The following is a 25,018-nucleotide window of genomic DNA, read 5'->3' on the forward strand; positions in this document are numbered from 1 at the left end:
CGCCCTTCATGAAAAGAACCCTCACGGCTTACTTCAGCATCTTGCTGACCTTTCTGGTTGTGGACGGTATATGGCTGGGCTTGCTGATGGGGCCGACTTATCGGGCATGGCTAGGGCCGTTGATGCTCGACAAGCCGGTGATTGCTCCCGCCGTGGTTTTTTACCTTCTGTACGCAGCCGGGTTGCTGGTGTTGGCGGTTCAGTCAGGGCTGCGAAGAAACAGTATCAGCCATGCCGCAAAGCGCAGCGCCTTTCTTGGACTGGTGGCTTACGGCACCTATGACCTGACCAACTGGGCCACGCTGCAAGGCTGGCCGGCGCAGTTAGCGCTGGTGGATCTGGCGTGGGGAACGTTTGCGTCGGCGGTGGCGGGGACGGTCGGTTTTTTGGTTGCTCGACGGGTAGCTTGATTCCTGGCGCAGAAACCCGACTGAAATGCTATTGCTGTAGACGCACTCCAGATGCCGCGCTGTCGCTTAGCAGACACAGGTTCTGTAGGAGCGCACGAGCACCGCGAGGCCGCGATGGCGGTGGATCAGGCAGAACGCTATCGCGGCCTCGCGGTGCTCGTGCGCTCCTACAGGACAATGTTTGTTGCGCGACAGCTTTATGCAGCTCAAAGCATCAGGGCTGCAGAAAACCCGAAAAACTCAATCCCGCACCCAGCGGCCGTACATCCTTCAAATACGAATCCTTGTCGGCGCTCAGTTCCAGGCTGACAGTGGATTTGCGCTGGCCTTTATTGCGGATCACCAGACCTTCCATGTGATCACGCAAAAATACCGTCGTGACTTTCAAGTGCAGCAGTTGATCGCTGCTCGGCGTGTACAGCAGCAGGTGCATCCATTCGTACTGACCCACCGCCAGACGCGGTACCGGCAGGTCGAACCACCAGATGTTCTTGTTGGTGTTCAACGTGGCGAAGTGGGTGTTGTTGGTACCCAGCACGGCACCGCCCAGTTCCTGGTTGCGGCGTGCGATGGCCTGCTTTTTATCGAGTTTCATAATGTTCCTGCGGATCGTTGTCTTCAGCGCGACGAGCGTTGCCCGGCGCAGCCGGATTGCGTTGCGCATTCTCGTGGGTTGCCGCGCAAACTTAAAGGCAAAGTTTTTCTGCTCCCGTTTTATGCGCCAGCAGGCAAGCAGACGAACGGCTATGACGCTGGTGAAAATAGTTGAAACTCCCCGCAAATGAGTCGGGTCAATCATTACGTCGAGGCGATGACCTCTCATTGATTCTGCGGAGTAAAACCTATGAGCAGCACTGGCGATAAAGTTAAAGGCATGGCTAACGAAGCAGTCGGTAACGTCAAGCAAGGCGTGGGTAAGGCTACTGACAACTCCAAGCTGAAAGCTGAAGGCAAGGCGCAGGAAATCAAAGGCGAAGCCCAGCAAGCCAAAGGCAAAGCCAAAGACGCTGTGAAAAAAGGCGTTGATAAGGCGTAAGCCGATTATCCAGGTTAATCCTGGCGTTGAGTCACGGCCATCTTCGGATGGCCGTTGTCATTTTCAGCCTTCCAGAATCGAGGTTTTGAAACCTTTTTCAGGTGCTCCAGTCCACTCATTTAAGGTAAAACGCCATTATCTGCGAACAGCTTGTGTCAGAGGCGCAGTACCCATCAATGTGAATGTGTAAGCTGCGTCAGTTATGTAGCGAAGGAGACGCCATGATTTTCCCGGAATTGCGCCAACTGCCACTGGGCAAGGTGATGGTTCGTACGGTCAGCGAATTTCTCGATGACGAGATGTCTACCTACGCGTCGGCGTTGGCCTACCAGATGTTGTTTTCGCTGTTTCCTTTCCTGCTGTTCTTGATCGCGCTTATTGGCTTTCTGCATCTGCCCGACTTCTTCTCCTGGCTGCGCCTGCAGTCGGAACTGGTCCTGCCGCCTCAGGCGCTGGAGCAAGTCAATCCGGTCATTGATCAATTGCAGCAATCCAAAGGTGGACTGCTTTCGATTGGTATCGTCATCGCGCTGTGGACTGCCTCGGCGGGCGTGCGCTTGATGATGAGCGCCATGAACGCTGCGTACGATGTGGTCGAAGCGCGCCCGGTCTGGAAACGCATTCCGCTGTCGGTGGCGTACACCATCGGCATCGCCATGATGATGCTGGCGGTTGCTGCATTGATGGTGACGGGGCCGCAAGTCATGAACTGGATCGCCGCGCAAATCGGCATGGAAGAGTTCATCGTGACGCTCTGGACCATCCTGCGCTGGCCGCTGATCGTCATCCTGCTGATGGTGGCTGTGGCGTTGATTTACTACGTCATGCCGGACGTGAAGCAGGAGTTTCGCTTCATCACTCCCGGCTCTGTGCTGGCCGTCGTGGTCTGGATCATCGCTTCTCTGGGGTTCGGTTATTACGTCAAGACGTTTGCTGACTACAACGCCATGTACGGCAGCATCGGGGCGATCATTGTCCTGCTGCTGTATTTCTACATCTCGGCAGCGGTGCTGTTGCTGGGGGCTGAAATGAATGCGGTGGTCGAGCACATGTCCGCTGAAGGCAAGGACAAGGGTGAAAAAGTAGAAGGTGATGGTGCTATTGAGTCCACTGAGAAACAGCACGTTTCCGGTCTGGGTCGTGATCATTCCCTTCCACTGCCAGCCAAGGCGGGGGAATCCTGAACACGACTGTGGCAGGATGACGTTTTTTCGCTACGGAGCCCGGCCCGCATGATCCGCCCCATTTTGAAAATGGGCGATGAGCGTCTCTTGCGCATCGCCCCACCTGTGCCTCAATCGATGTTCGGCAGCGCCGAGCTCAAGACCCTCATCGCCGACATGTTTGAAACCATGGAAAGTGTGGGTGGTGTTGGCCTGGCTGCGCCGCAGATAGGCGTTGACCTGCAATTAGTGATTTTCGGGTTTGAGCGCAGCGAGCGGTATCCGGACGCTGAAGCCGTGCCTCAGACAATCCTGCTTAACCCTGTGATTACGCCTTTGCATCCTGCCGTTGAAGAGGGTTGGGAAGGGTGTCTGTCCGTGCCGGGTTTGCGTGGCGTGGTTAATCGCTTTCAAAGCATTCGCTACGAAGGCTTTGACCCGGACGGCCAACCGATCCAGCGCGAAGCCTTTGGCTTCCACGCCCGAGTGGTTCAGCACGAATGTGATCACCTGATTGGCCGCCTTTATCCCTCGCGCATTACCGATTTCAGTAAGTTCGGCTTCATGGACGTGATGTTCCCGGATATGGACCCGAATGCGGATGAGTGAGTCTTCGGAAGAGTGGATTCGCTTTCTGTAGGAGCGCCCGGCCTCGCGGTGCTCGTGCGCTCCTACAGGTCCACTGTATGACGCGCGACAGCGTGGTGTCAGGGACAACAGGTCTGCGTCTACCGCTCCCAGCGCATCGCCACCAAATCTTTAGTCCGCTGATAACGCGCCAGCTTGTCCGCCAACATCGGCGGTAAATCTGTTTCGGACGCAAAGCCTGACTGCTCGTAAAACCCCACCAGTTCCGGATGACAAAACAGCCAGACCGGACCGTGCAACTCTTCCAGAGCATTGGCGATCAACCGCCTGGCGATCGCCTGCCCTCGCCACTGCGGCGCCACGAACAGCCCGGTTAACCAATGTCCTTCCGCCACCGGAGTAAGACTCAGTGCGCCGATGATTTCCTGCTGCCGCGCTACCCACATCTGCGCCGCGCCAGACGAACGCATGGGCGAGCGATGGGCGCGGTAGAACTTGTCCAGCAGAGGCTGGCAGAGCGGCGGCAGCAGGCAGAATTCAATCTCGGACATGGGGCTGGGCGCACTTCAAAGGGGGCGGCAAGAATGGGCCCGTATCATAGCGTCGAATGGGTGTATAACAGAGGCCAGATCCTTAACCCTGGAGCACGCATCATGAGCAAAGGTATGGATTCAAAGAAAGCCGCCAAGAAAAAGCCCGCCAAGACCGCCGACGAAAAACGCGCCGACAAAAAAGCCAAGAAGTCCGATACCGGGCTTTTTGGGCATTGATCCCAAGCGGCTGAAGATGACCATTTGTGCGCAGCTGAAAAAACCTGTGGGAGCGGTGCTTGCCCGCGATAAGGCTGGACGCAATTTACTTTAGATCATGTTGTTCTTATCGCGGGCAAGCACCGCTCCCACAGGAATGCGTTCCACTTCAGCATTTGTGGTGTTTGCGACGCGCCCCCGGTTGCTCATAGGCCATTGTTTACTCGCTTCCCGCGCACGCTCCGCATTTTTCATCTATGGTTGGCTCAATCGCTTTGACCGGATTTGCCATGATTCAGGGTTTTGCCGAATTACCGATGTACAGCGCACCAGAGCGCGTTGCGCAGGCCAGCGAAGCGTGGCTGGCGCGGATTTTCGAAGTGCTCGGCGCACAGCGTTTGCAAGGCGTCGCGCTTGAGCTGCCTGAACTCTGGTTGTCCCCACAATTACTGCTCGCACAGACCTGCGGTTATCCGTTGATGACCCTGTTGCGCGGCAAGGTTCGCCTGATCGGGCGGCCTGTCTATGAACTGCCCCATAGCGCCGATGGCCTGCATTGCAGCCTGCTGGTGGTCCGCGCTGATGACCCTCGGCGCTCGCTCGAGGACTTTCTCGGCAGCCACGGCCTCGTCAACAGTGAAGACTCCAACTCAGGCATGAACCTGTTGCGCCACGCCGTGGCACCGCTGCAACGTGACGGGCAGTTTTTCTCACGGGTTTCCCTCACCTCAGGCCATCGCCATAGCCTTCGTTTTCTCAAGGAAGGGCGTGGTGATCTTGCGGCCATCGACAGCGTGACCTACGACTATCTGGCCCGCGATGCCAGCTCAGAAGTCAGTGGCCTGCGAGTACTCGGGCGCACCGCAGGCGGCCCGTGTCTGCCGTTCATCACCGCGCTGAGTATCGATGAGGCCTACGTCGAGATGATTCGACAGGCCATGAATCAAGCCCTTGCTGACCTGCCGGATGTCGCTCAAACCCTGGCGATCAGCCGAGTGCTTGCAACCAGCGAAGACGATTATCAACTGCTGCTGGATTACGAGCGTCAAGCAGCAGCGCAAGGGCTAGCGTCGTTGCGGCCCTGAATCGCGATTGCCTATACATGAGTACAACTTATCGTCGCCTTGAGGTGTCGATACTTTTCAAGCGCACTTACAACGAACACAACCTACAACGAACTCAGGCCGGTTCCGGCCATCCAGAGGTGACCATGACATCAATCAGAACGCTGCTCGGCTGTTCACTTCTGGCCTTGGGCTTGTTGGGCCAGCCCGCTATGGCGGCGGACAAGACAGCACCGATCAATTTTGGCGACATCACGTGGGAAAGCGGCAGCCTGATCACCGAAATCCTGCGCACCATCGTCGAGAAAGGTTACGGTTATCCCACTGATACGCTGCCGGGCAGTACGGTGAGCCTGGAAGCCGCGCTGGCGAAAAACGATATTCAGGTCATTGGTGAAGAGTGGGCCGGACGCAGCCCGGCCTGGGTCAAGGCCGAAGCTGAAGGTAAGGTGCACGGCCTGGGCAATATCGTCAAAGGCGCGACCGAAGGTTGGTGGGTGCCGGAGTTCGTGATCAAGGGCGACCCGGCCAAAGGCATCAAACCGCTCGCTCCGGACCTCAAGTCCGTGGCTGACTTGCCGCGCTACAAAGACGTTTTCAAAGACCCCGAGTCCCCAGACAAAGGCCGTTTCCTCAACAGTCCGACGGGTTGGACCTCAGAAATCGTCAACACCCAAAAGCTCAAAGCGTATGGTCTGAACGACAGTTACGTGAACTTCCGTACCGGTTCGGGCGCTGCACTGGATGCCGAGGTCAGTTCGTCGATTCATCGCGGCAAGCCAGTCTTGTTCTACTACTGGTCGCCAACCCCGCTGCTGGGCCGCTTCAAGCTGATCAAACTGGAAGAGCCGCCGTTCGACGCTGAAGCATGGAAAACCCTGGCCGATGCCAATAACCCGAATCCACGAGGCACCCGTTCACTGGAGCCGCGCTTGAGCATCGGCGTCTCTGATGCATTCCACAAACAGTATCCGGACCTTGTAGCGTTCTTCGAAAAAGTCGACCTGCCCATTGATCTGCTCAACCAGACACTGGGTCAGATGAGCGAGAAGCGCCAGCAGCCTAAAGAGGTTGCCCAGTTGTTCCTCAAGCAGCACCCTGACGTCTGGAAGGTCTGGGTGCCTGCCGAGGTGGCCAGCAAAGTCAGCAGCGGCTTGTGAAGATCCGACGCCCGGGCAGCACCTGAAAAGGCTGATGGTTGCGACATGAATACTGAGGTTGTTCTACAGACCAAGCGCATGATCCTGCGTGAGTTGAGCGGGGCCGATGTGCCGCCAATGGCGCAGATCCTGAGTGATCCTGAGGTCATGCGCTATTCGGTACGTGGCGTTCTCAGTGAGAGCGCAACGGCTGAGTTCGTTGACTGGTCGTGTCAGTCTTACGCGCTTCATGGTTTCGGGCCGTGGGCGGTGGTTGAAAAAGCCAGTGGTGAGTTGATGGGCTTCTGCGCGCTTAATCGGGAGAACGTCGAAGGGCTCGAAGAGGTGGAGATTGGTTATCGTCTGGCCCCGCAGTTCTGGGGGCGAGGGTATGCCACCGAAATCGTTCGCGCGACTCTGGCTTATGGCTTTGAAGAGCTTGGCCTGGGCTCGATTATCGCTATTGTCCAGCCTGCCAATACCGCCTCGGTGCGAGTCATTCAGAAGGCAGGTTTCAACGCATTCGTGTACAGCCAATACCACCGCTTGGGCGTCAGAATTTATCGGTTGAATCGGGATGAATGGATAACAGAGGAGGCTTCATGACGATGCACAAGTCGGGTGCCGTACATCTGTTTTTCGTCTTGCTGCTGGGTTTTCTGGCGAGCACTCAAGAGAGCGCCCGCGCTTCGGAAGTCGATGACAGTGCGTTAGCGTTCGTTGAAGATCGGCATCTGGGTGAAAGCCTTGGCTGGCTGAGTTATCAGGTTGCTTCGCGAACGGCGACCTTCGGCAGCATTGTCGAGTCGGTTGGCAAGACGCAGGCGCAAGAGCTGGTCAAAGGCGAGTTGCAGCGTTTGCAGCCGCAGTTCCAGGCGCAATGGGATCGTAACATGGCCGCTGCCTACGCCCAGTCCTTCAGCGCTGATGAGTTGCGCGCACTCAACCGTGGCGATGACCAGCCAATGCTGGCTAACAAGCTCAAGGCCAAACAGAATGAGGTTGGCATGGACATGAAGGCGCGCTCGGCCGATCTGCTCAAAGACTTTGTCTCGCAAGCGCTGAATAGCGCTATGGCGAGGCTGCCACAGTGATGCACATTACTTTTTTTCAGACTCAGGCAACGAGGTAGAACCATGGACCCATTCATGCAGGCCGCAATCGACGAAGCTCAACTCGGACTGGCCGAGGGCGGTATTCCCATCGGTTCGGTCATCGTCCATGACGGCCAGATCATCGGCCGCGGGCATAACCGCCGGGTTCAGGAAGGCAGCGCCATCAAACATGGGGAAATGGACGCGCTTGAAAATGCCGGTCGCCAGCCTGCAAAGGTGTATCGCGATGCCGTGCTTTACACCACGCTGTCGCCTTGCTCGATGTGCAGCGGGGCGATTCTGTTGTATGGCATCCGCAAGGTCATCGTCGGTGAAAACCAGACGTTCATGGGCGAAGAAGAACTGCTGCGCTCACGCGGGGTGGATGTCGAAGTGATCGACAATCACACCTGCGTAGACATGATGAAAGGCTTCATCGCGAGCAAGCCTGAACTGTGGAATGAGGATATCGGAGAGTAGGACGCTGGTGTCTCCTGACCCCTGTCAAACAAGATGTACCGGTAGGAGCTGCCGAGGGCTGCGCAAGCAATCTTCCTGACATATCGTCATCACAGCCTTCGGCAGCTCCTACAGGTCATGCCCGCATGGTGGTATTCACCCAGCCACCTTCGCCACCCCGAACAACGAAACCCGCAATGCCCCGTCCCGTTTTTCCAGCCGAACCGGCGCTGTACCGCCCGGCATGCTGACCTGGATCAATCCTGCGCCCACCAAACCGGCATGCCAGGCGGCGCTGGCCACGGCGCTGGCGCTAGTGCCGGATGATGCGGTGGGGCCTTCGCCGCGCTCGAACACTCTGGCAACGACCTGACTTGCTGACTGCACCCACGCCCATTGCAGGTTCACCCCGGCCGGGCAAGGTTCGCCTGCGCCGAGTTCACCTTTGGCAAAGGCAATACGCGTCAACGCCGCGTTCAGCTCCTGCTCATGCAACGCTTCGAACGCAGGCAAATCTGCTGGATCGTTTACCAGCGTGACGCAATGAGGATTGCCGATGCCTACGAAAACACTGTGGCTCCACCGCGGGTTGATCCGCGTCAGGGGAGTTACCTGACTGACCGCATGCTCATTGAGCAGCACAGGCTCCAGGCTGGCGCTGAGTGCGCCGACAGCCTGAGGTCCGAACGTCGGGTTACCAAGTGCCAGCCAGAAACCCGAATCGCCATCAAGGCGGGTGGGTTCGACCTGGGTGACCACCGGTGATGCAGTGTGGTGATTATCGTGATGAACCCGTAGCTCAAAGCCTTCCGTGCCGACGTAAGCGTAATCAGTCAGGAACTGGGAAAAAATAGTCATGCCGTTGCCGCTGCGCTCGGCCAGCGTGCCGTCAGTGTTGACAATCAACAGATCAAAAGGCCCTTGTTCTTCAAACGGACCTATCAACAGGCCATCCGAGCGGTGCGCTTTAGCGCCTGTCGGTTGTGCGCCCTCTGGCCAACTGCACAAAGCACGCACTGCTGCGCTGGCCCATTCGCTTCGGCTCAATGCTGCATCGGTCGGGTCGTCAGCAATGGCGATGCCCAACTCGCGTAAAACTTGAGGTGTACAGACGGCGTAGATATTGCCGCGTGCGTCGTAAAGCTGACTCATGAGCGGTTCACAGTGAGTTCGAAAGGGGGCCATTGAGAAGCAGCCCTGTGTGCGCAGGCAAGCTTTTTCAGCGAGCAGATGCTTTCGTAGGAGTGGTTCCTCTCCGGAACGATGCTAATCTCGTCTCATTCATTAGTGGCATTCTGATCGCTTATTCGGATCAGTGCTGGAGGGGTACGGATGTCGGTGCAGTTACGCAATAACGTCAATGTCACGGGAGAGGGGCCTGCAACCCTTGTGTTTTCCCATGGCTTCGGTTGCGACCAGAACATGTGGCGGTTCATGGCGCCGCATTTCGCCGAGCGATTCAAAGTGGTGGTGTACGACCTGGTGGGCAACGGTCAATCGGATCTGTCGGCCTATTACAAACGCAAGTACGACTCGCTGGATGGCTACGCCAGTGATCTGCTGGAGATCATCAAGGAGTTCGCCGGGCCGGGGCCGGTGATTCATGTCGGCCATTCGGTCAGTTCGATGATCGGCGTTGTTGCGGACTTGCGTGAGCCCGGATACTTCGCCGCCCACGTCATGGTCGGTCCATCGCCGTGCTACATCGACGACGGCGACTATGTGGGCGGTTTCACCCGGCAAGACATCGTCAACCTGCTCAGCACGCTGGCCGCCAACTATTTTGGTTGGGCAGGGACCATGGCTCCGGCCATCATGGGCGCTCCTGACCGGCCTGAGTTGGGCGAGGAGCTGACTCAGAGTTTCTGTCGCACCAACCCTGAAGTTTCCCAGCAGTTCGCCCGTGTGACCTTTATGGCCGATCACCGCAAAGAAGTGGCGCAATTGCCGACCAAAACCCTCGTGCTGCAATGCAATCAGGATTTTATCGCGCCGCTCGATGTGGGCGATTATCTGCAGCGGGTCATGCCTGACTGCACGCTGCGGGTCATCGATAACATTGGACACTGTCCGCACATGAGCAACCCCGATGCGTGTGTTACCGCAATCGATGAGTTCCTTGGTACCTCTGGAGTGGTGACTTTTGCCGGTTGACGTCGAATTGAGTACTGACAGCGACCTGCTGTTTGAGCGCGCGGCGTGTGGTCTTCTGCTGACTCGCGACGACGGCACGATTCTGCGGGCCAACCTGACTTTTTGTCTGGGGCTGGGGCTGGAGCAGTCGAGTATCGCCGGGACGCGCTTCCAGGACTTGTTGGCGCTGGGCGACAAGATTTTCTATCAGACGCACTGGGGGCCGCTGCTGACGACGCAGGGCTCGGTGTCGGAGATCAAGCTCGATCTGGTGCACCGCGACGGCCAGGCCCTGACCATGATGCTCAACGCCATACGCCGGGAAACGCCTCAGGGTGTGGTGCATCATCTGGCGCTGATGAGTGGCGAAGAGCGCAATAGGTATCAGCTTGAGTTGGCGCAGACGCGGCAGTCGGCCGAGGAGATGCTGTTACAGCAACTGGCATCGCAAAAAGAGCTGTCTTCGGTGCAGAACCGTCTTCGTCTGGCGCAGACTGAAGCAGATATTCGTGCCACCTTCGCCGAGCAGATGGTGGCTATCGTCAGTCATGACCTGCGCAATCCGCTCGCAGCGATCAAGATGGCGGCCGGGTTGATCGGCCTGGAATCGCTCAGCGAAAAGCAGCAGCGCAGCCTCGGGCTGGTCAATCAATCCGTGGGGCGTGCGCAGCGTCTGATTGTCGATCTGCTGGACTTTACGCAGGCGCGGGTTGGCAGCGGCATTTCCGTGGTGCCCCAGCCGCTGCAACTGCATGAGGTGATCGCCGCCAGCGTCGAAGAGCAGCGGTTGATATTTCCCCGACGGGTGCTGGTGCATAAATGCATTGGCGAAGGCTTTTGTACGGCTGACGCCGACCGGTTGTTCGAGTTGGTCGACAATCTCGTGAGCAATGCCGTGGCCTATGGCGCAGCCAACGCGGATATCACGATTACTTCGGCGTTCGAAGCGCAGTGGATCAGGATTGCAGTGCACAACTTCGGCCCGCCCATACCCCCGGAGCGCCTCGAAGGCCTGTTCGAGCCAATGCCGCACGGCGTTGCGGATGATGACCCGAGCCGGAGCATCGGCCTTGGCCTGTTTATCGTCCGTGAAATCGCTCGCGCCCACTGGGGCGATGTCAGCGTGACCTCCAATGCCGAAGAGGGCACTACGTTTACCATCAACCTGGCCCGGCCAGTGGGGTGAATCAAACCCACACCGTCATCCACGTCGATACCAGCAGCAACAGCGCCATGCTGCGGTTGAAGCGTTGCATGCTCACCGGTGACTGGCAGAACCGCGCTGCGCTGACGCCCAGCCAGGCCCAGGCGGTCATGCACGGGATGGCGATCAGAAAGAACAGCAATGATAGATATGCCACGCGCAGGGCCCGATCGGCTTCTGTCCCGGCAAAAACACTGACGACCACCAACGCCATCATCCAGGTCTTGGGGTTGACCAGTTGCAGGCCGGCTGCGCCTATCAGACCCAGTCGCGGGCCTTTGCTGTCTGTCTGGGTCGGGTCGATGGCCCTGGCCGGCGCGCGGAAAATCTGCCACGCCATCCAGCTCAGCCAGGCGATGCCAAGCCACGACATCGCGGTTTGAATGCCCTGATGGCGAGCCAACACATCGCCGATGCCGGTGCCCACCAACAACACCAGAGCCGCCGCTCCGCCACAGGCGCCCAGAACCATAGGTCCAACACCCGTCCAGCCATAGCGTGAGGTGTTGGTCATGACCAGAATATTGGTTGGGCCGGGCGTGATGGATGACACGAAGGCAAACAGCATAAAGGGCAGAAACTGTTCCATGGAGCGCTCATTGGTGATGGGTCGTCAGGCCATCATCACCCTCGCTGCTTCGTCAGTCTGGAAGGTTTGAGCAGCGCTTGCGGTAATGGGCAGGCGTCATCCGGTAAGCCCGCTGAAACCAGCGACCCAGATGGCTTTGATCGGCAAAACCCAGTGCCGCAGCGACTTCTGCGGGAGATTGGCCGCTGGCCAGTAAACGCCGCGCCTTCGCCAGACGCAGCTGGATCAGGTACGCGTGGGGCGCGATGCCAAAGGCAGCCTTGAACGCTCGTGTCAGACGAAACCGGTCAACGCCCGTGACCTGCGCCAGATCATCCAGACCAATGTCCTGGCTGGCATGGCTGTGCAGAAAATCGCGAGCGGTCTGTGCCACTAACGGCAAGCGTGGATCGGGTGTTACCTGAGTGCGCCAGCGCATGTGACGGGTCAGGTTCGACAGCAGGTCATCCAGAGCAGTCTGGCGCACGATGCGCATTTCACCGCCATGCAGCATTTGAAAGGCCGTGGCGGTGGCGCTGGACAGGCGCGCGTCATCAGCTTGCGTGTCGGCGAAGCTGATCTGGCAGGCCGCCGGGGTGTGCTCAAACAGCGAGCGCAGCTCCCGGTCCAGCCACTTCGGGTCCAGATACAGCGTCAGGTAGGTGAAGCCTTCCGGGGACGGAGCATCGCCGTCATGAATTTCACCCGGCTCAAGCAGAAAAATCCGCCCCGGCGTACTGACACGGCGCTGACGTCTGCAATGAAATTGCTGGAGGCCCTGCTCGGTAATACCGACCAGATAGCTGTCATGCCAATGCGGATCATAGGCATGACCCTCAAAATGCGCGCGAATCGTCTCGATGCCGGACTCACTGTCCTGCTTCAAGTCGATCCAGTTGCTATTGGCCATTACTGGGTCCTGTGATTACGGCGGTATGCGCTGCGTTTGAAAAAACGGTTTTGGGTCGCCACGTTTCAGTGGATTTTTGTGGAGTGGATTCTCGTCGGTTGAAATACCAGTGTCTGGAAGATTTGTGCAGGTCTCAAGGGCGCAGTTCGAAACGACTACTGGCCAGACACTCGCCGTTGATCAGGATATCCAGTTCATGCACGCCGGGGTAATGCACGCGGGTGGTGAAGTTGCGTACCTGCAGCTTGCGCGTTACGGCAACAGACTCACCGGGCTCCAGTTCCAGAGTCTTGAGCTTGAAGACCTTGGCCGAGGTGCCGCCGGATTTTTTCACGTAATGAATGGCGTAGTCGATGATCAGTCGCTGGCGCTGCGCTGCCGTTGAGGTCAACTGAAAGGCCAGGCTCAGGTTGTCACCCAAGTGAATCGTGCCCGGAGTGACGCTGACCTGCTCGATACTCACCTGCGGCTTATGCCCGGCGCCCATGATCGTCAGCGCGCGGCGATCACCTTTTTTGATCAGTGAGCGCAATGCGTGACGGGCAATCCAGGCGGTGTGTGGGTTGTCCAGCGACCAGCTTTCAATCTGTTCCAGCACCCAGTCGGGATTGTCCTTGGTGATGTCGTTCAGATGATTGGCCACTGACTTGCGCACGTAGAGGCTGCTGTCGGTCTTGAGACTATCGAGAATCGGTAGCACCGGCGTTGGGTCGATCATCAATGTCTCCAGGCGAAAAGACCACGGCAGACGCGGACGGCTACCTTCGCTGGCCAGTCTGCGCACGTGCTCATTCTCGTCCAGCGCCCAGCCTTGCATGATCTGCAGGGCACGCTGGAAGTCCAGGCGCAGGAAATGCCGCACGGCAAACTCCGACGAGCCGAAGGTGGTGAAGAACTTCAACGCCTGCATCGAGCGCTCGAAGTCCTGTTGACCATACAGCGCCACGTATTCAGGCAGGATCAGGCTGACAAAACTGCTGTTCAGGCGTGGCGCGAGTTCGTAGAGAATCCCCAGCGCCTCGCTGTAATCGGCCGGTAAACCGGCGTGCAAGCCGCGACTGACGCGGTTGAGCCGTTGCATCAGTGACTGGCTGTCCAGATCGTGGGCGACATGAGCCAGAAACGCCGGGGTATCGAACGCGGGGTAAATCGCAGTGGTCTGCTCGGCGATGTGCTGCAACCGCGCACGATTGAAAATTTCCTTCAGTGCCGGCGCGGCCTGGGTGGTGTCAGTCATGGTGATGTTTTTCTCTGGGTGTGAACGCGGAACCCTGTTGGAGCGAATTGATTCGCGAAGAAGGCTTCAATGTGTCTGAAGATGTATCAGATGTTCTGGCCTCTTCGCGAATAAATTCGCTTCCACGGTGCGGTGGGAGTCCGTGTGGCTGCACATCCTTGTTACAAACTCACACCCGCGCAGGTTGATCATCCACCCTGTTGGGGGCGAACCTAGTGGTGCAATCGCCATCAAAGACCCGGATCGTTACCGTTTCCAACAGAAGGTAAGTGATGAACAGTTTTGCGCGACGCGTCGTACTCCTCACATTGGGCGGCCTGCTGACAACCGGGTTGACCAGTGTTGCCCAAGCTCAGACCTTGCCCAACAGCACGCTCAACAGCGGCAATCCCAATAACAGTCCTATTCACCGCGCCAACCCTAATAGTCGACAGGGAACCGTTCCGGCAACACCCCCTGTGCGTGGCCCGAGCACGGCCCCTAATCCTCGGCCGCCTACTTTGGAAAACGGTGGCATCGGCAACGGCTACCCAACCCGGCAACAAGCACCTCGCCCGTCCGACAACAACACCGGGCAAAACCGTAAAAACACTGATTGAGACCCGCGTCCCCCTCATGTCGGGGGCTTTTTCATGACATAAGGAATCGTCCATGCATTGCAAAACCTTGATCGCAACGCTGTGTGCCAGTGCATTGTTGAGTTTGCCGCTGAGTGCTGCTGCAGGTCCGGTACAGGACTTTAAAACCGAGGAGGGCACCATCAGTGTCGAAGAAGTGGCCAAAGGGCTTGCTCATCCTTGGGCCGTGGCCTTTCTGCCAGACAACAAGGGCATGCTGGTCACTGAAAAACCAGGCAACCTGCGAGTAGTGTCGCCTGACGGCACCTTGTCCGAACCGTTGTCTGGCGTGCCGAAAGTCTGGACGAACGGGCAGGGTGGTTTGCTGGATGTGGTGCTGTCTCCGGACTTCGCCAAAGACCGTATGGTTTACCTGACTTTTTCCGAAGGCAGTGAAGACGGCAAAACGGCAGGGACTGCGGCAGGGCGTGGGCGTCTTTCAACGGACCTGAGCAAACTCGAAGACTTCAATGTGATTTTCCGCCAACAGCCCAAACTGTCGGTGGGCAACCACTTCGGCTCGCGGATCGTCTTTGATCGTGACGGCTACCTGTTTATCGCCCTTGGCGAGAACAACAACCGCCCAACCGCCCAGGATCTGGACAAACTACAAGGCAAAATCGTGCGCCTGTTTGCCGATGGCAAGGTCCCGGATGACAACCCGTTTGTTGGTCAGAAAAACGTGCGTCCGGAAATCTGGTCCTACGGCCATCGCAATCAACAAGGGGCGGCACTCAACCCATGGACCGGCACCTTGTGGACCAACGAACATGGGCCTAAAGGCGGCGATGAGGTAAATATCATCGAGCGTGCCCAGAATTACGGTTGGCCACTGGCGACTCACGGCATCAACTATTCCGGCGAGCCCATCCCGGAAGCCAAAGGCAAGTTTGTTGAAGGGACCGTCAAGCCTTTCCACGTCTGGGAGAAATCACCGGGCATCAGCGGCATGGCGTTTTACGACGCGTCCCGCTTTAAAGCGTGGGATCACAACCTGTTCATCGGCGGACTGGCATCGGAAGATCTGATTCGGCTGGAGTTTGAAGATGGCAAGATCGTTCATGAAGAACGTTTGCTGGGCGAACTGAAGAAACGCATTCGTGATGTGCGTCAGGGGCCGGATGGTTATATATACGTGCTGACTGATGAAGACAGCGGACAGTTGTTGAAAGTAGGTTTGAAACAATAACTTCTGTTAACCCCACATAACGGTAGGACCGGATTTATCCGGGAGGGCGTTCTTCAAGGCAATAAACAAGTTGCCTGAAGAACTGACTCCCGACTAAAGCCGGTCCTACCAGTGCAGAATGTATTAGTTATCCTGCTTGTCCTTCACGATAGCGCCGGTTTTGGCGTTCACGTCCACATCCCATTCCACGCCTTTGGCATCGCGCAGTTCAACCTGATAGATGTAGTTGCCTTGCGCGTCCTGGTCCAGTTCAGTGTCGTGAATGGTGAAGCCAGGGTGCTTGTCCTGCGCCAGTTTGTTCAGCTTTTCGAAGTCCATGATCGCACCGGACTTGAGCAGGCCAGGGATCTGATCAGGACGCACGTCGGCTTGGGCAGCACCGGCAGCGGCAGTAAGGGCAACAGCAGCAAACAAGGCATTCAACGTTTTCATGGGTATTCCTTTTGATTGATCTGGTGTTATTGATCCGGAGGCAACTGATTCGTTCCGTTGCCTGTTGAAGCCAGATTAACCAGCGATACTTAATTCACGCTTAATATTCATGGACAGTGCTGCTCTATTGTTGGGGACTGCGATTTGGCTGAAAGTGGAACATCAAACAGCCGATCAAATGCCCACTGAAACACTAATGCGTAAAAGAAGAAAAATACGAACAGTGCCAGATTGGTTGCCAGTGCCGACCACCAGGAAATATCCAGCCAGCTGGCGATCACCGGGATCAACATCAACGTCAATCCGCCCTCAAAGCCCAGAGAGTGCAGCAGCCTGCGCTGCCATGTTCGGCTGCGTTGCGGCTGGCGTGTTTCCCAGTATTCGAATCCCCAGTTGTAAACCATGTTCCAGACCAAAGCGGTGGCCGAGAGCAGCACCGACAGTGCGCCTGAGTAAACCAGGCTTTCGTCATAAGCCCAGGACAGCGAAGGCGACAAGACACCGATAGCAATCAACTCATAAAGCACGGCTTGGACGATTTTGCGGGTGGGACCTTGCATGAGCGGCTTCCATTTCGGCAGTGAGTTCCCAGCCACCCTAACGACGGATCATGTGGCGCAAAAATGAGATAAATTGAGCCTCGTTCAATTCATTTGATGTGTGCTGTGAGGCTGCCTGTGTTCGCCAAAATACCGCTGACTGCGTTGCGCACCTTCGAGGCAGCCGCCAGGTCAGGAAGTTTCAAAGCGGCCGCTGAAGAGCTTTTTGTAACGCCTGCCGCGGTTTCATATCAGGTCAAGGCGTTAGAGGCCTGGCTAGGAACGCTGCTGTTTGAGCGATTGGGTAAAGGTGTGCAACTGACTGACGATGGCGAGCGCCTGTATCGTGACGCTCACCGTGCTTTGCTGGACATGAGTCAAAGCCTCGCCGGTCTGCAGTTTCGGCCGGACCAGCACACGCTGGTGCTATCGACAACGCCAGCGCTCGCGGCATCGTGGTTGATCCCAAGGCTGGGTGATTTCTATCAGGCTCAGCCGCACATCAATGTGCGGGTTGAAACGAGCAACGAACTGGTGGATTTACTGCGTGACTCTTGCGTCGATCTGGCCATTCGCACTTCAAGTCGTACCGATCCGGCATTGGTCAGCCAACCGCTGATGACTGAGCGTTTTGCGGTGTACGCCGCCCCTGGCCTGGCAGATCCGGCCACACAAGACAGGGTGCAGTTGATCAGCCTGCGTTGGCAGATTCCCGGTGGCTTTGCTGTGGATTGGGCTACCTGGTGTGCAGCGGCAGGCCATCATCAATGGTTGAATCAGGCTTTGCTGCGTGAATACGACGATGAACATTTCGCTTTGAATGCGGCTATTGCCGGGCATGGGCTTGTGCTGGCCAGTAACGTACTGGTGGCGGACAGCGTTTCCAAGGGACTGCTGAAGCCCTATCGCCCGGATATCAGCTTATCTGGGCCAACTTATGTTGCCGTTTGCACGCCGGGTCGTGAACGGCAACCGCCCGTGAAGTCATTTCTGGACTGGCTTGAGGGTCAGGCAAGTGACAGCTCTCAAGCCATTTAGTAGGACGGGCGTAGATCTGACCATTCTGCCTTGGTAATCACTCATCCAACCCCCTAGCCATTGCCCGCCGTTTTGCTATTCTTCGCGCCCTGCGACGCAGTGTCGCGTCCTCTCTCTTCCGTGACCGGGGTCCTTATGACGGCCATTGTTCGACCACGTCCTCAGCCGCTGTCCCGGGCTGACTACAAAACCCTGGGCCTTGCGGCGCTGGGCGGGGCGCTGGAAATCTATGACTTCATCATTTTCGTCTTCTTCGCGCTGACCCTCAGCCAACTGTTCTTCCCGCCGGAAATGCCCGAGTGGCTGCGTCTACTGCAAAGCTTCGGGATTTTCGTGACCGGCTATCTGGCGCGTCCGCTGGGCGGTATTTTGATGGCCCACTTTGCCGACCGGTTGGGTCGCAAGCGGGTGTTCAGCCTGAGCATCCTGATGATGGCGCTGCCTTGCCTGTTGGTCGGGATAATGCCGACTTATGAGCAAATCGGATATTGGGCACCGCTGATCCTGCTCGCGCTGCGCATTCTGCAAGGTGCGGCGGTGGGGGGTGAGGTTCCCAGCGCGTGGGTGTTTGTGGCCGAACACGCCCCGAAAGGCCATCGCGGTTATGCCTTGGGCGTGCTGCAAGCGGGTCTGACCTTCGGTTATCTGTTGGGCGCGCTGGTCGCCACCTGGCTGGCAAAGGTCTTCACCCCGGCGGAGATCCTCGATTACGCGTGGCGAATTCCTTTCCTGCTGGGCGGCGCATTCGGTGTTATTGGCGTATGGCTGCGCCGTTGGCTAAGTGAAACGCCGGTGTTCATGGCCATGCATGCTCAGCGTGAAGCCGCCACGGAGTTCCCGCTGACGGCCGTGCTGCGCGAGCATCGCCAATCGCTGCTGCCCGCAGCATTGCTGACCTGTGTGCTGACCTCTGCTGTGGTGGTGCTGGTGGTGATTACCCCGACCGTCATGCAAAAGCGCTTTGGTATGAGCGCCAGCGACACGTTTGCCCTCAGTAGCCTGGGCATCGTGTTTCTGAATATCGGCTGTGTGCTGGCCGGCATGCTGGTGGATCGCATCGGCGCGTGGCGTGGGGTAATTGTCTACAGCCTGTTGCTGCCGCTGGGCATCGGTCTGCTTTACGCGAGCCTGATCGGCCAATGGTTGGCGCCGGGTATTGCCTATGCACTGGCAGGACTGGCCTGCGGCATTGTCGGCGTTGTGCCTTCGGTCATGGTCGGTTTGTTCCCGGCCACTATTCGGGTGTCGGGCATCTCGTTCACCTACAACATTGCGTACGCGCTCTGGGCCAGCACCACACCCTTGATGCTGATTGCGCTGATGCCATGGAGCCCTTGGGTATGTGTTGGCTACGTCGCAATCATGGGCGCGGTTGGCCTGGCGACAGCCGCTGTATTCGGCATGCGTCGTGGCATGAAGGTCGACGCGGTGCTTGCCGGCAACTGACTGGGCGCAACAACCCTGACACAGCTCAAAAGTGATCGGTAAGACTGCCGAAGGCTGCGATTGCGGTATGCCTGAATGAATGCTTCGCAGCCTTCGGCAGCTCTTACAAGAAACGCATCCCCCCTTTGTGCGGACGCCACGCTCTCGCGCAGCAAGCGAAAGATTCAGAGCACTCTCAGGTCACACCCAAGTCACGAGGCTGGCGACAGCGGTGTGTCTGACTAAACGCCATCGTGTGCGGTCGCCGTCGGTTTTCTATCTCCGCTACTTACTTCCCAACTTTGATTACCGTGTCTGTCAGTTGGTATCTATTTGCTGTGTGGGAAATCTCTTTTTGTATATTGGGATTTGTATATTTATTCTGTAATTAACTTGCAAATCAATATATTTGTAACGAGTGATTGTAATTGTTATTCCGAATGTTTATCGTTTCTGTCTATACAAGTCATGGTTTTGCCGCCGCTTTGTCCTATTAAGTATTATTTTGTAGGTGTGTCTGAGGCTTATGTAGGAAGTTTCTGTTTGAGTTAATTCGCTGTACTCATTTTTCCTTAAAGAGTTGGCCGCTGTTTATAGGTGTGCGTCGTCATGCCCAAGGTTTAGGTATTGATTTGCTGTCGCGGCAAAGAGATGTAGATAGAGAATTCTCCTACGGGTCGATCAGGGAAGAGGAAGTGAGTACCCCCTGTACTCCGTGAAATAGATGGCTGGCAACTGTATCAGCCCTCTGTGGAACAACAATAAAAACTGCACAACACAAACACGTAAACAACAAGGGAGTGATGTCATGAGCGTTTCGCTTAGTCAGGGGCATGATCAGGCGTGGGAGCAACCCATGCCTATACCACCGACACAGGTGGGGCAGCGGTTTCAGCGATTGGTTGCCAGGCAGGCAGCGATGTCCAGAGCGCAGTTATGTGATCAGCAGGCAGCGTTGCTAGGGCCGCAAGGTAAGTTTTCGATGTTCTCTCGGCAAGTCACGGCGCAGGGCCGGCAAGCACCAGGGCTGACCGGAATGAAGGAGTTCGAAGATTTCGACCGCCAGCAACAGGTTGAAAAGGCCGCTGATTTTGTCCTTGGCTTGCACCAGCGCCGGACGCTGGGCGACAACCCTTTTCATGACCTCTCGCGCCAAGAGCTGTGTTGCATGGTGTTCGATGAACTGGCGGCGTGCACTCTGGCGGAGCGTTTCGCTGCATGGCAAGCGCTGCGTCATCGCGACAGCCTGTACTTCATCAATCTTATCGCTACCACCCGGCATACCGTCGAGCGGCGCCTGGTCTTCACTGGATTGCTTGAGCACTTCGATGCGCTGTTACCCATAGAGCAAAGTATCTACCCCCTTGGCTATCGCCGGGCTCAGCAAAATCATCTGGATCGGGAGGAGGCGCTGTATGGCAGGCTCGAACTGCCAAAAACAGTGAGTGAACTGCTTGAAGAGCATACCCCCGACTGGATATTAAAAAACTTTTGCATGAGCAAGGCCGCCGTTGATTGATCGGGGTTGAACACTATTTATATGTGAGAGGCGCTTGGTTCGAACGTATAAAGAGAACTGCTTCTGAAGACAGTTGCGAAAATATCAGTGCTCCTGAACTCATGTTCAGGAGCAGTTCTTTATGGAAATGCTCATGCAGTAGCACTTGTTTATATCCATGATTCACGCAGGGATGTATCAGTGAAAATGGTCATTTACACCATCACAATGGAATCTTTTAAATTTCCAGACCCGAGATGAGTACGTCGTTCTGCGAACTGCTGTTCAGGTCACGACGCTGAGGTTTCGATCCCCAACCGTGGGTAATCCGTCGCCGCAGGGGCTGCTGAACAGACCCGGTTACGGCCTGTGGTTTTGGCGATATACAGCGCTTTGTCAGCTTCGTTGAGCCACATGGCAGCGTCGGCGAGGTGCGGGCCGAATGTCGAGATACCGATGCTCAAGCTCAATCGCACGTGGGGTAATTGCGGGTCGTGTAGGGCGTGGACGTCCCGGCGCAGTTGCTCAAGGATTTCCCAGGCCAGAGTTGCGCTGGTATTGGGCAGGATGACGCAGAACTCGTCGCCGCCGTAGCGTCCTGCCAGATCCGAGTCCCGCAGGTTGGCCAGCAATGCCGTGCTCAAACGCTTGAGCACGCTATCACCGACAATATGACCCTGAGTGTCGTTAATAGCTTTGAAGTGATCGATATCGATCAACGCAATGGACGTCTGTCGCGACAGTGCAACACTTTTGTTGAATTCAAGCTGCAGCAGGTCCTTCCAGGAACCGTGATTGATCAGGCCAGTGAGGCTGTCGGTACGGCTCAACTTACCCAGAATGTGTTTATGCTCGCTGAGCTTCACCGCCACCCGATAACTCATGTAGCCCACGAACATCGGGTAGAACACCAGCACCGGCAGACAGGCGTAGATTTGTGTGGGAGTGCTGAAGGACACGAAGGGTTGGCGAAACAGATACCAGGAAATCGCAGCGCCGATCATTTGCGCAATCAAGCCCCGCAGGAACAGCCGTTTGCCCCCGGCAGCCAGGTTATGCATGGCCATCATCGCCAGCACAGTCACGGTCGGTAATGGATTGAAACCCATCGCCCCGGCCCAGAAACCACCCGCCAGAGAGTCAACGAGGATGTTCCGTTGCTCAGCGTGAAACGGTTGGCGAGCGCTGGTTGCCAGCCACAGGGCGATAGGTGGCCAGATAATCGAGTTGCATAGCATCACCGCCCATACCCAGGCAGGGGGATGCAATGGGTACATGGTCGCCGCGACACTGAAAAAACCAATGCCTACGCCAACACTGCGTACCCAGTAAATGCGTTTGGCAAAGGACCTTCCTTTGCCGTCGTGGTTTCTCATGGCGCTCTACCGGACTTCGATCTGAAGGCTTGGCAGCCTTAGGTCAGAACGAAATATCGGATTCTCGCTCTCCCGCACGGGATATGGGAAGAGCCTTTGGCCATTATTGGACAATAACGTCACAAATTGTCGCAGTCTGTGACGGTTAGCGTGCTTTCCCAGCTATTTAGCCTTCATTTGGATGGCTATCACCGCTGTCGCGATGGCTAGCAAGGCGACAAACGCAGCCACATATCCAACGTCGGACAGGCTCAAATGCTCAATCGTCAGCCCGCCAATCACAGAACCCAGACCAATCCCGGCGTTGGCTGCTGAGACGTTAAGCGTGCCAGCCAGCGCTTGAGCGTGAGGTGCGGTTTTCATCACCCGGATCTGGCAGATAGGGAACAGCGCGGTATGGGCGATGCCCCACACCAACAACACGGCGCACAACAGTGGGATCGAACCGGCAGCCGGTACCGTTGCCGTCATGCCTATTGCTAGCAACAGAGCGAAAACAATCGTCGAACCCAGTGGGCTGCGATCCACATAACGACCGCCCAGGCCATTACCAATCAGGCCCACTGCGCCGAAGCCCATCAACCACCAGCCGACCTGTGCCGGGGCTATCAAAGCGATGCGTTCCAGCGTGTCGGCCAGGTAGGTGTAGGCGGTGAACATCGCCGTGAACACCAGAATCGACAGCAGCAGATTGACGATGAACTGCGGGTCGCTGAGGATTTTTGCCTGCTTGGCCAGGCCGACTTTTGCAGTTTTCGCGATTGAAGGCATGGACATCCACAGTAGCAACGCCATCAACAACGACATGACGGTCAGTGCCCAAAAGGCCCCGCGCCAGCCCACTGCGTCGGCGAACAGCGTACCCAGTGGAATGCCGAACAGCATTGCTGCGGAAATCCCCAGATAAACCCGCGCTACCGCTTTACCGGCCTGGCTTGGCCCTGCCATCAAGCTTGCGGTTTCACTGGCTGTGCCCCAGAACACTGGCAACGCCAATGCCGGAATGAAGCGGGCGAATGCCAGTAGCCACACATTGGTAGAGACAGCCGCCAAAGCGTTGGACCCGGCGAAGATCAACAGAATCGCCACAAACGTTTTCTTGCGATCAAGGTGCGAAAGCATTGCTGTCAACGGCGGACCAAACAGCATCACCGTGAAGGCAAACAAGGTCACCAGCAAACCCGCGTCAGAGATAGAGATCCCCAGATCACGGGCCATGCCTGGCAGCATGCCGATGATCAGGAATTCGGTGGTGACGATTACAAAACCGGCCAGCGCCAGCATGGCAATCGCCAAATTAGCGCCAGTGGCGCGTGCGCCGCTGGCAGAACCAGCAGCGGTAGTGTCTACAGAAGGCATTGGGATAACTCGAATTGAAATAATGGCACTAGCCTATTCGAGAAATCACTTCTTATCTTTGGTGGTTTTTCCGTGCACTATGGAATTAATTTCACTAGCCGACACCGCTCATGATCTCTGCCGACCGTCTTAAAGGCATATCCACATTTGTTGCCGTGGCCAATGCGGGAAGTTTTACCGCAGCCGCCGAACGTCTGAGCCTGACCAACTCTGCGGTCAGTAAAAGCATTGCCCGGCTGGAAGGGCGGCTCGGCATGCGTCTGTTCGAGCGCACGACCCGCAGCTTGGCCCTGACGGAAGAGGGCACGGCTTACTACGCCGTCTGCACCCGCATTCTGGATGAGCTGGCTGACGCCGAAACTGCGTTGGCCGCACAGCGCACGGAGCCTGCGGGACATCTGCGCGTAGACCTGCCGGCATCGTTCGGTCGCATCCATGTGCTGCCATTGCTTCTGGAATTTGCCGAGCGGCACCCCAAGCTACGCCCGCACGTGTCTTTTACTGATCGTTTTGTGGACTTGATCGAAGAGGGCATCGATCTGGCAGTGCGCATCGGCGGCTCGTCGGCGTGGCCATCAACCCTCGGCCATCGTTACCTGGGCACCGAGCGCGTAATTTTCTGCGCCGCCCCGGTTTATTTGCATCGTCACGGCACGCCACAAACCTTTGATGATCTGGCTAATCACGCCTGTATTTTGTACGGCAAAGACAAAGGCGGCACCAGCCCATGGGTGATCGTCGACGCTACCGGGCAAACCCAATTGCGCATGGTCGACGGTCGCATCGTCGTCGGCAATGGCGAGGCTCAGGTGGCCTCCGTCGTGGCGGGCAGCGGTGTTGCGCAGCTGGCAACCTGGCTGATCAAAGACCAGCTCCAGCGCGGCGAACTGGTAGAAATCCTTCCACACCTTGCTACTCAGGGCCTCGATCTGCATCTGGCCTGGCCCCGCAATCGGGAGTCGCTGCCCAAGGTGCATCAGTTGGTGGAATTGCTGTCGGCGACGTTGCGGATGGATTGAGCGGGACAGCAAATGATTTCTTAAAAAATTACCTGATTTGGAATGCTTTTCTGTGGGAACTCACGAACACCGCGAGACAGCGATGGCGTCCTGTCTGATACACCGCTATCGCGGCCTCGCGGTGCTCGTGCGCTCCTACAAATCCGTGTTTGCACTTTACTGTGCTTTGGCACTGCGCATTGCTTTACCTATTTCCCCGCCGTAATCCCTTTCAGCAACTCGCCATGCGCCTTGGCGTCTTTCTCCAGGGAAATCACGTTGACCATAGCCATGCGCTTGCCTGACGCGGCGGTCACAGTGGTGCTCAACACTTTGCCGCCGTCGACGCTGCCGGAAATATCCAGCTGGCGAAGGCCCAATCCGCGCCGGACCATTTTCTTCACGTCGCCCAATTGCCTGAAGTCCTGATAGCTGGCTTTCTGCTGTTCGATGGTCGCGGCAATGACGCCGCTCAGCGTGGCGTTATCGTTGCTCGACACCGTTTCGCGGGACTCCAGCGGCGTTTCGGTAATGATCACCACGCGCTTGGCGGCCTTGTTCATGTACAGCGAACCGGTTACCCCGGCAGCCTTGGCTTTCTCGTCGATCTCCGGCATCGGGCTGTTCACGTATTCCTTTGGCAGGCGGAACACCCATTGTCCCTCCAGCAGCGACACCTTCTGTTGGCTTGGCGCTTTTTGCTGAGGCGCAGCAGATAGATTTGCACCTTGCAGACCCATCGCCAATGCAGCGGCCAACAGCAGAGTCTTACAGCTAAAAAACCGCATCGGAT

28 protein-coding genes are annotated in these 25,018 nt (G+C 57.0%); 17 read left to right on the forward strand and 11 right to left on the reverse strand.

Annotated elements, in window-relative coordinates; translation table 11 throughout:
* Positions 1 to 8 precede the first annotated feature (8 nt).
* On the forward strand, positions 9 to 410 hold the full coding sequence (locus ABRP31_RS05445) for a DUF2177 family protein (protein WP_349972158.1): 402 nt from the start codon (positions 9 to 11) through the stop codon (positions 408 to 410).
* 214 nt (positions 411 to 624) lie between these two features.
* Here ABRP31_RS05445 and ABRP31_RS05450 read toward each other — a convergent pair whose 3' ends face one another.
* Positions 625 to 1,005 carry a hypothetical protein gene (locus ABRP31_RS05450; protein WP_087270633.1) on the reverse strand — a complete coding sequence of 127 codons (381 nt, stop codon included), beginning with the start codon at positions 1,003 to 1,005 and terminating at the stop codon, positions 625 to 627.
* 249 nt (positions 1,006 to 1,254) lie between these two features.
* Here ABRP31_RS05450 and ABRP31_RS05455 point away from each other — a divergent pair, with 249 nt between their 5' ends.
* From ABRP31_RS05455 to def, 3 genes are all read left to right on the forward strand, one after another.
* Positions 1,255 to 1,446 carry a CsbD family protein gene (locus tag ABRP31_RS05455; RefSeq protein WP_087270630.1) on the forward strand — a complete coding sequence of 64 codons (192 nt, stop codon included), beginning with the start codon at positions 1,255 to 1,257 and terminating at the stop codon, positions 1,444 to 1,446.
* A 221-nt stretch (positions 1,447 to 1,667) separates the two neighbouring features.
* Positions 1,668 to 2,630 carry a YihY/virulence factor BrkB family protein gene (locus ABRP31_RS05460; protein ID WP_349973326.1) on the forward strand — a complete coding sequence of 321 codons (963 nt, stop codon included), beginning with the start codon at positions 1,668 to 1,670 and terminating at the stop codon, positions 2,628 to 2,630.
* Positions 2,631 to 2,678: 48 nt separating this feature from the next.
* Positions 2,679 to 3,218 (forward strand): peptide deformylase, encoded by a 540-nt coding sequence (def, locus tag ABRP31_RS05465; protein ID WP_087270621.1) that lies wholly within the window; start codon positions 2,679 to 2,681, stop codon positions 3,216 to 3,218.
* Positions 3,219 to 3,337: 119 nt separating this feature from the next.
* On the opposite strand, the gene ABRP31_RS05470 is transcribed toward def, so the two are convergent.
* Positions 3,338 to 3,748: a GNAT family N-acetyltransferase gene (locus ABRP31_RS05470; RefSeq protein ID WP_349973324.1), complete on the reverse strand. Its 411-nt coding sequence runs from the start codon at positions 3,746 to 3,748 to the stop codon at positions 3,338 to 3,340.
* 488 nt (positions 3,749 to 4,236) lie between these two features.
* Here ABRP31_RS05470 and ABRP31_RS05475 point away from each other — a divergent pair, with 488 nt between their 5' ends.
* From ABRP31_RS05475 to ABRP31_RS05495, 5 genes are all read left to right on the forward strand, one after another.
* Positions 4,237 to 5,031 (forward strand): PhnD/SsuA/transferrin family substrate-binding protein, encoded by a 795-nt coding sequence (locus ABRP31_RS05475; protein WP_349973322.1) that lies wholly within the window; start codon positions 4,237 to 4,239, stop codon positions 5,029 to 5,031.
* Between the two features lie 125 nt (positions 5,032 to 5,156).
* Complete coding sequence (locus ABRP31_RS05480) at positions 5,157 to 6,170, forward strand: ABC transporter substrate-binding protein (protein ID WP_349973330.1); 1,014 nt, start codon at positions 5,157 to 5,159, stop codon at positions 6,168 to 6,170.
* Positions 6,171 to 6,215: 45 nt separating this feature from the next.
* Positions 6,216 to 6,755 carry a GNAT family N-acetyltransferase gene (locus ABRP31_RS05485; protein ID WP_349973321.1) on the forward strand — a complete coding sequence of 180 codons (540 nt, stop codon included), beginning with the start codon at positions 6,216 to 6,218 and terminating at the stop codon, positions 6,753 to 6,755.
* Positions 6,752 to 7,243 (forward strand): hypothetical protein, encoded by a 492-nt coding sequence (locus tag ABRP31_RS05490; RefSeq protein WP_349973320.1) that lies wholly within the window; start codon positions 6,752 to 6,754, stop codon positions 7,241 to 7,243. Before ABRP31_RS05485 ends, ABRP31_RS05490 begins: the two co-directional genes overlap by 4 nt.
* Before the next feature lie 42 nt (positions 7,244 to 7,285).
* The gene (locus ABRP31_RS05495) at positions 7,286 to 7,723 is read left to right on the forward strand and encodes a nucleoside deaminase (RefSeq protein WP_349973318.1); all 438 of its coding nucleotides are present in this window, start codon (positions 7,286 to 7,288) and stop codon (positions 7,721 to 7,723) included.
* Positions 7,724 to 7,858: 135 nt separating this feature from the next.
* Here ABRP31_RS05495 and ABRP31_RS05500 read toward each other — a convergent pair whose 3' ends face one another.
* A complete protein-coding gene (locus ABRP31_RS05500) occupies positions 7,859 to 8,854 on the reverse strand; it encodes a diaminopimelate epimerase (RefSeq protein ID WP_349973316.1) in 996 nt (331 codons plus the stop codon).
* 180 nt (positions 8,855 to 9,034) lie between these two features.
* On the opposite strand from ABRP31_RS05500, the gene ABRP31_RS05505 reads away from it, so the two are divergent.
* Positions 9,035 to 9,856, forward strand: coding sequence for an alpha/beta hydrolase (locus ABRP31_RS05505; protein ID WP_349973315.1), 822 nt, complete (start codon positions 9,035 to 9,037; stop codon positions 9,854 to 9,856).
* A complete protein-coding gene (locus tag ABRP31_RS05510; RefSeq protein WP_349973313.1) occupies positions 9,846 to 11,021 on the forward strand; it encodes a PAS domain-containing sensor histidine kinase in 1,176 nt (391 codons plus the stop codon). Before ABRP31_RS05505 ends, ABRP31_RS05510 begins: the two co-directional genes overlap by 11 nt.
* 1 nt (position 11,022) lies before the next feature.
* Here ABRP31_RS05510 and ABRP31_RS05515 read toward each other — a convergent pair whose 3' ends face one another.
* The 3 genes from ABRP31_RS05515 to ABRP31_RS05525 form a co-directional block, all read right to left on the reverse strand.
* Positions 11,023 to 11,628 carry a LysE family translocator gene (locus tag ABRP31_RS05515; RefSeq protein WP_349973312.1) on the reverse strand — a complete coding sequence of 202 codons (606 nt, stop codon included), beginning with the start codon at positions 11,626 to 11,628 and terminating at the stop codon, positions 11,023 to 11,025.
* A gap of 52 nt (positions 11,629 to 11,680) precedes the next feature.
* A complete protein-coding gene (locus ABRP31_RS05520; RefSeq protein ID WP_087270589.1) occupies positions 11,681 to 12,517 on the reverse strand; it encodes an AraC family transcriptional regulator in 837 nt (278 codons plus the stop codon).
* A 133-nt stretch (positions 12,518 to 12,650) separates the two neighbouring features.
* The gene (locus ABRP31_RS05525; protein ID WP_349973310.1) at positions 12,651 to 13,754 is read right to left on the reverse strand and encodes a DNA alkylation repair protein; all 1,104 of its coding nucleotides are present in this window, start codon (positions 13,752 to 13,754) and stop codon (positions 12,651 to 12,653) included.
* Positions 13,755 to 14,026: 272 nt separating this feature from the next.
* Here ABRP31_RS05525 and ABRP31_RS05530 point away from each other — a divergent pair, with 272 nt between their 5' ends.
* Both ABRP31_RS05530 and ABRP31_RS05535 read left to right on the forward strand, forming a co-directional pair.
* Positions 14,027 to 14,353 carry a hypothetical protein gene (locus ABRP31_RS05530; RefSeq protein ID WP_349973308.1) on the forward strand — a complete coding sequence of 109 codons (327 nt, stop codon included), beginning with the start codon at positions 14,027 to 14,029 and terminating at the stop codon, positions 14,351 to 14,353.
* Positions 14,354 to 14,405: 52 nt separating this feature from the next.
* Positions 14,406 to 15,560, forward strand: a complete 1,155-nt coding sequence (locus ABRP31_RS05535; protein WP_087270583.1) for a PQQ-dependent sugar dehydrogenase — start codon at positions 14,406 to 14,408, stop codon at positions 15,558 to 15,560.
* 123 nt (positions 15,561 to 15,683) lie between these two features.
* Here ABRP31_RS05535 and ABRP31_RS05540 read toward each other — a convergent pair whose 3' ends face one another.
* Both ABRP31_RS05540 and ABRP31_RS05545 read right to left on the reverse strand, forming a co-directional pair.
* Positions 15,684 to 15,992: a PepSY domain-containing protein gene (locus ABRP31_RS05540; RefSeq protein ID WP_349973305.1), complete on the reverse strand. Its 309-nt coding sequence runs from the start codon at positions 15,990 to 15,992 to the stop codon at positions 15,684 to 15,686.
* Between the two features lie 107 nt (positions 15,993 to 16,099).
* On the reverse strand, positions 16,100 to 16,552 hold the full coding sequence (locus tag ABRP31_RS05545) for a PACE efflux transporter (RefSeq protein WP_349973304.1): 453 nt from the start codon (positions 16,550 to 16,552) through the stop codon (positions 16,100 to 16,102).
* 117 nt (positions 16,553 to 16,669) lie between these two features.
* Here ABRP31_RS05545 and ABRP31_RS05550 point away from each other — a divergent pair, with 117 nt between their 5' ends.
* The 3 genes from ABRP31_RS05550 (at position 16,670) to ABRP31_RS05560 (ending at position 20,513) form a co-directional block, all read left to right on the forward strand.
* Positions 16,670 to 17,569 carry a LysR substrate-binding domain-containing protein gene (locus ABRP31_RS05550; protein WP_349973301.1) on the forward strand — a complete coding sequence of 300 codons (900 nt, stop codon included), beginning with the start codon at positions 16,670 to 16,672 and terminating at the stop codon, positions 17,567 to 17,569.
* A gap of 135 nt (positions 17,570 to 17,704) precedes the next feature.
* Complete coding sequence (locus tag ABRP31_RS05555) at positions 17,705 to 19,015, forward strand: MFS transporter (protein ID WP_349973299.1); 1,311 nt, start codon at positions 17,705 to 17,707, stop codon at positions 19,013 to 19,015.
* 787 nt (positions 19,016 to 19,802) lie between these two features.
* Positions 19,803 to 20,513: a hypothetical protein gene (locus ABRP31_RS05560; protein WP_349973298.1), complete on the forward strand. Its 711-nt coding sequence runs from the start codon at positions 19,803 to 19,805 to the stop codon at positions 20,511 to 20,513.
* Between the two features lie 269 nt (positions 20,514 to 20,782).
* Here the strand turns inward: ABRP31_RS05560 and ABRP31_RS05565 are convergent, their stop codons facing one another.
* Entirely contained in the window at positions 20,783 to 21,868 is a 1,086-nt protein-coding gene (locus ABRP31_RS05565) for a diguanylate cyclase (RefSeq protein ID WP_349973296.1), read from the reverse strand.
* A 162-nt stretch (positions 21,869 to 22,030) separates the two neighbouring features.
* The gene (locus ABRP31_RS05570; RefSeq protein ID WP_349973295.1) at positions 22,031 to 23,227 is read right to left on the reverse strand and encodes an MFS transporter; all 1,197 of its coding nucleotides are present in this window, start codon (positions 23,225 to 23,227) and stop codon (positions 22,031 to 22,033) included.
* Between the two features lie 110 nt (positions 23,228 to 23,337).
* On the opposite strand from ABRP31_RS05570, the gene ABRP31_RS05575 reads away from it, so the two are divergent.
* Positions 23,338 to 24,246: a LysR family transcriptional regulator gene (locus ABRP31_RS05575; protein ID WP_349973294.1), complete on the forward strand. Its 909-nt coding sequence runs from the start codon at positions 23,338 to 23,340 to the stop codon at positions 24,244 to 24,246.
* Between the two features lie 188 nt (positions 24,247 to 24,434).
* On the opposite strand, the gene ABRP31_RS05580 is transcribed toward ABRP31_RS05575, so the two are convergent.
* Entirely contained in the window at positions 24,435 to 25,013 is a 579-nt protein-coding gene (locus tag ABRP31_RS05580; protein ID WP_349973293.1) for a polyribonucleotide nucleotidyltransferase, read from the reverse strand.
* Positions 25,014 to 25,018 lie beyond the last annotated feature (5 nt).

Origin of the sequence: Pseudomonas caspiana, assembly GCF_040224095.2 — a bacterium.
GTDB lineage: Bacteria > Pseudomonadota > Gammaproteobacteria > Pseudomonadales > Pseudomonadaceae > Aquipseudomonas > Aquipseudomonas caspiana.

Excerpts from the sequence above, each read along its gene's own strand:
- ABRP31_RS05490 (WP_349973320.1), top strand. The coding sequence starts at position 6,752 with ATGACGATGCACAAGTCGGGTGCCGTACATCTGTTTTTCGTCTTGCTG.
- ABRP31_RS05565 (WP_349973296.1), bottom strand. The coding sequence starts at position 21,868 with ATGAGAAACCACGACGGCAAAGGAAGGTCCTTTGCCAAACGCATTTAC.
- ABRP31_RS05505 (WP_349973315.1), top strand. The coding sequence starts at position 9,035 with ATGTCGGTGCAGTTACGCAATAACGTCAATGTCACGGGAGAGGGGCCT.
- ABRP31_RS05515 (WP_349973312.1), bottom strand. The coding sequence starts at position 11,628 with ATGGAACAGTTTCTGCCCTTTATGCTGTTTGCCTTCGTGTCATCCATC.
- ABRP31_RS05570 (WP_349973295.1), bottom strand. The coding sequence starts at position 23,227 with ATGCCTTCTGTAGACACTACCGCTGCTGGTTCTGCCAGCGGCGCACGC.
- ABRP31_RS05580 (WP_349973293.1), bottom strand. The coding sequence starts at position 25,013 with ATGCGGTTTTTTAGCTGTAAGACTCTGCTGTTGGCCGCTGCATTGGCG.
- ABRP31_RS05470 (WP_349973324.1), bottom strand. The coding sequence starts at position 3,748 with ATGTCCGAGATTGAATTCTGCCTGCTGCCGCCGCTCTGCCAGCCTCTG.
- ABRP31_RS05445 (WP_349972158.1), top strand. The coding sequence starts at position 9 with ATGAAAAGAACCCTCACGGCTTACTTCAGCATCTTGCTGACCTTTCTG.
- ABRP31_RS05475 (WP_349973322.1), top strand. The coding sequence starts at position 4,237 with ATGATTCAGGGTTTTGCCGAATTACCGATGTACAGCGCACCAGAGCGC.
- ABRP31_RS05540 (WP_349973305.1), bottom strand. The coding sequence starts at position 15,992 with ATGAAAACGTTGAATGCCTTGTTTGCTGCTGTTGCCCTTACTGCCGCT.
- ABRP31_RS05575 (WP_349973294.1), top strand. The coding sequence starts at position 23,338 with ATGATCTCTGCCGACCGTCTTAAAGGCATATCCACATTTGTTGCCGTG.
- ABRP31_RS05530 (WP_349973308.1), top strand. The coding sequence starts at position 14,027 with ATGAACAGTTTTGCGCGACGCGTCGTACTCCTCACATTGGGCGGCCTG.
- ABRP31_RS05455 (WP_087270630.1), top strand. The coding sequence starts at position 1,255 with ATGAGCAGCACTGGCGATAAAGTTAAAGGCATGGCTAACGAAGCAGTC.
- ABRP31_RS05520 (WP_087270589.1), bottom strand. The coding sequence starts at position 12,517 with ATGGCCAATAGCAACTGGATCGACTTGAAGCAGGACAGTGAGTCCGGC.
- ABRP31_RS05545 (WP_349973304.1), bottom strand. The coding sequence starts at position 16,552 with ATGCAAGGTCCCACCCGCAAAATCGTCCAAGCCGTGCTTTATGAGTTG.
- ABRP31_RS05535 (WP_087270583.1), top strand. The coding sequence starts at position 14,406 with ATGCATTGCAAAACCTTGATCGCAACGCTGTGTGCCAGTGCATTGTTG.
- ABRP31_RS05495 (WP_349973318.1), top strand. The coding sequence starts at position 7,286 with ATGGACCCATTCATGCAGGCCGCAATCGACGAAGCTCAACTCGGACTG.
- ABRP31_RS05560 (WP_349973298.1), top strand. The coding sequence starts at position 19,803 with ATGAGCGTTTCGCTTAGTCAGGGGCATGATCAGGCGTGGGAGCAACCC.
- ABRP31_RS05450 (WP_087270633.1), bottom strand. The coding sequence starts at position 1,005 with ATGAAACTCGATAAAAAGCAGGCCATCGCACGCCGCAACCAGGAACTG.
- ABRP31_RS05460 (WP_349973326.1), top strand. The coding sequence starts at position 1,668 with ATGATTTTCCCGGAATTGCGCCAACTGCCACTGGGCAAGGTGATGGTT.
- ABRP31_RS05555 (WP_349973299.1), top strand. The coding sequence starts at position 17,705 with ATGACGGCCATTGTTCGACCACGTCCTCAGCCGCTGTCCCGGGCTGAC.
- ABRP31_RS05480 (WP_349973330.1), top strand. The coding sequence starts at position 5,157 with ATGACATCAATCAGAACGCTGCTCGGCTGTTCACTTCTGGCCTTGGGC.
- ABRP31_RS05485 (WP_349973321.1), top strand. The coding sequence starts at position 6,216 with ATGAATACTGAGGTTGTTCTACAGACCAAGCGCATGATCCTGCGTGAG.
- ABRP31_RS05500 (WP_349973316.1), bottom strand. The coding sequence starts at position 8,854 with ATGAGTCAGCTTTACGACGCACGCGGCAATATCTACGCCGTCTGTACA.
- def (WP_087270621.1), top strand. The coding sequence starts at position 2,679 with ATGATCCGCCCCATTTTGAAAATGGGCGATGAGCGTCTCTTGCGCATC.
- ABRP31_RS05525 (WP_349973310.1), bottom strand. The coding sequence starts at position 13,754 with ATGACTGACACCACCCAGGCCGCGCCGGCACTGAAGGAAATTTTCAAT.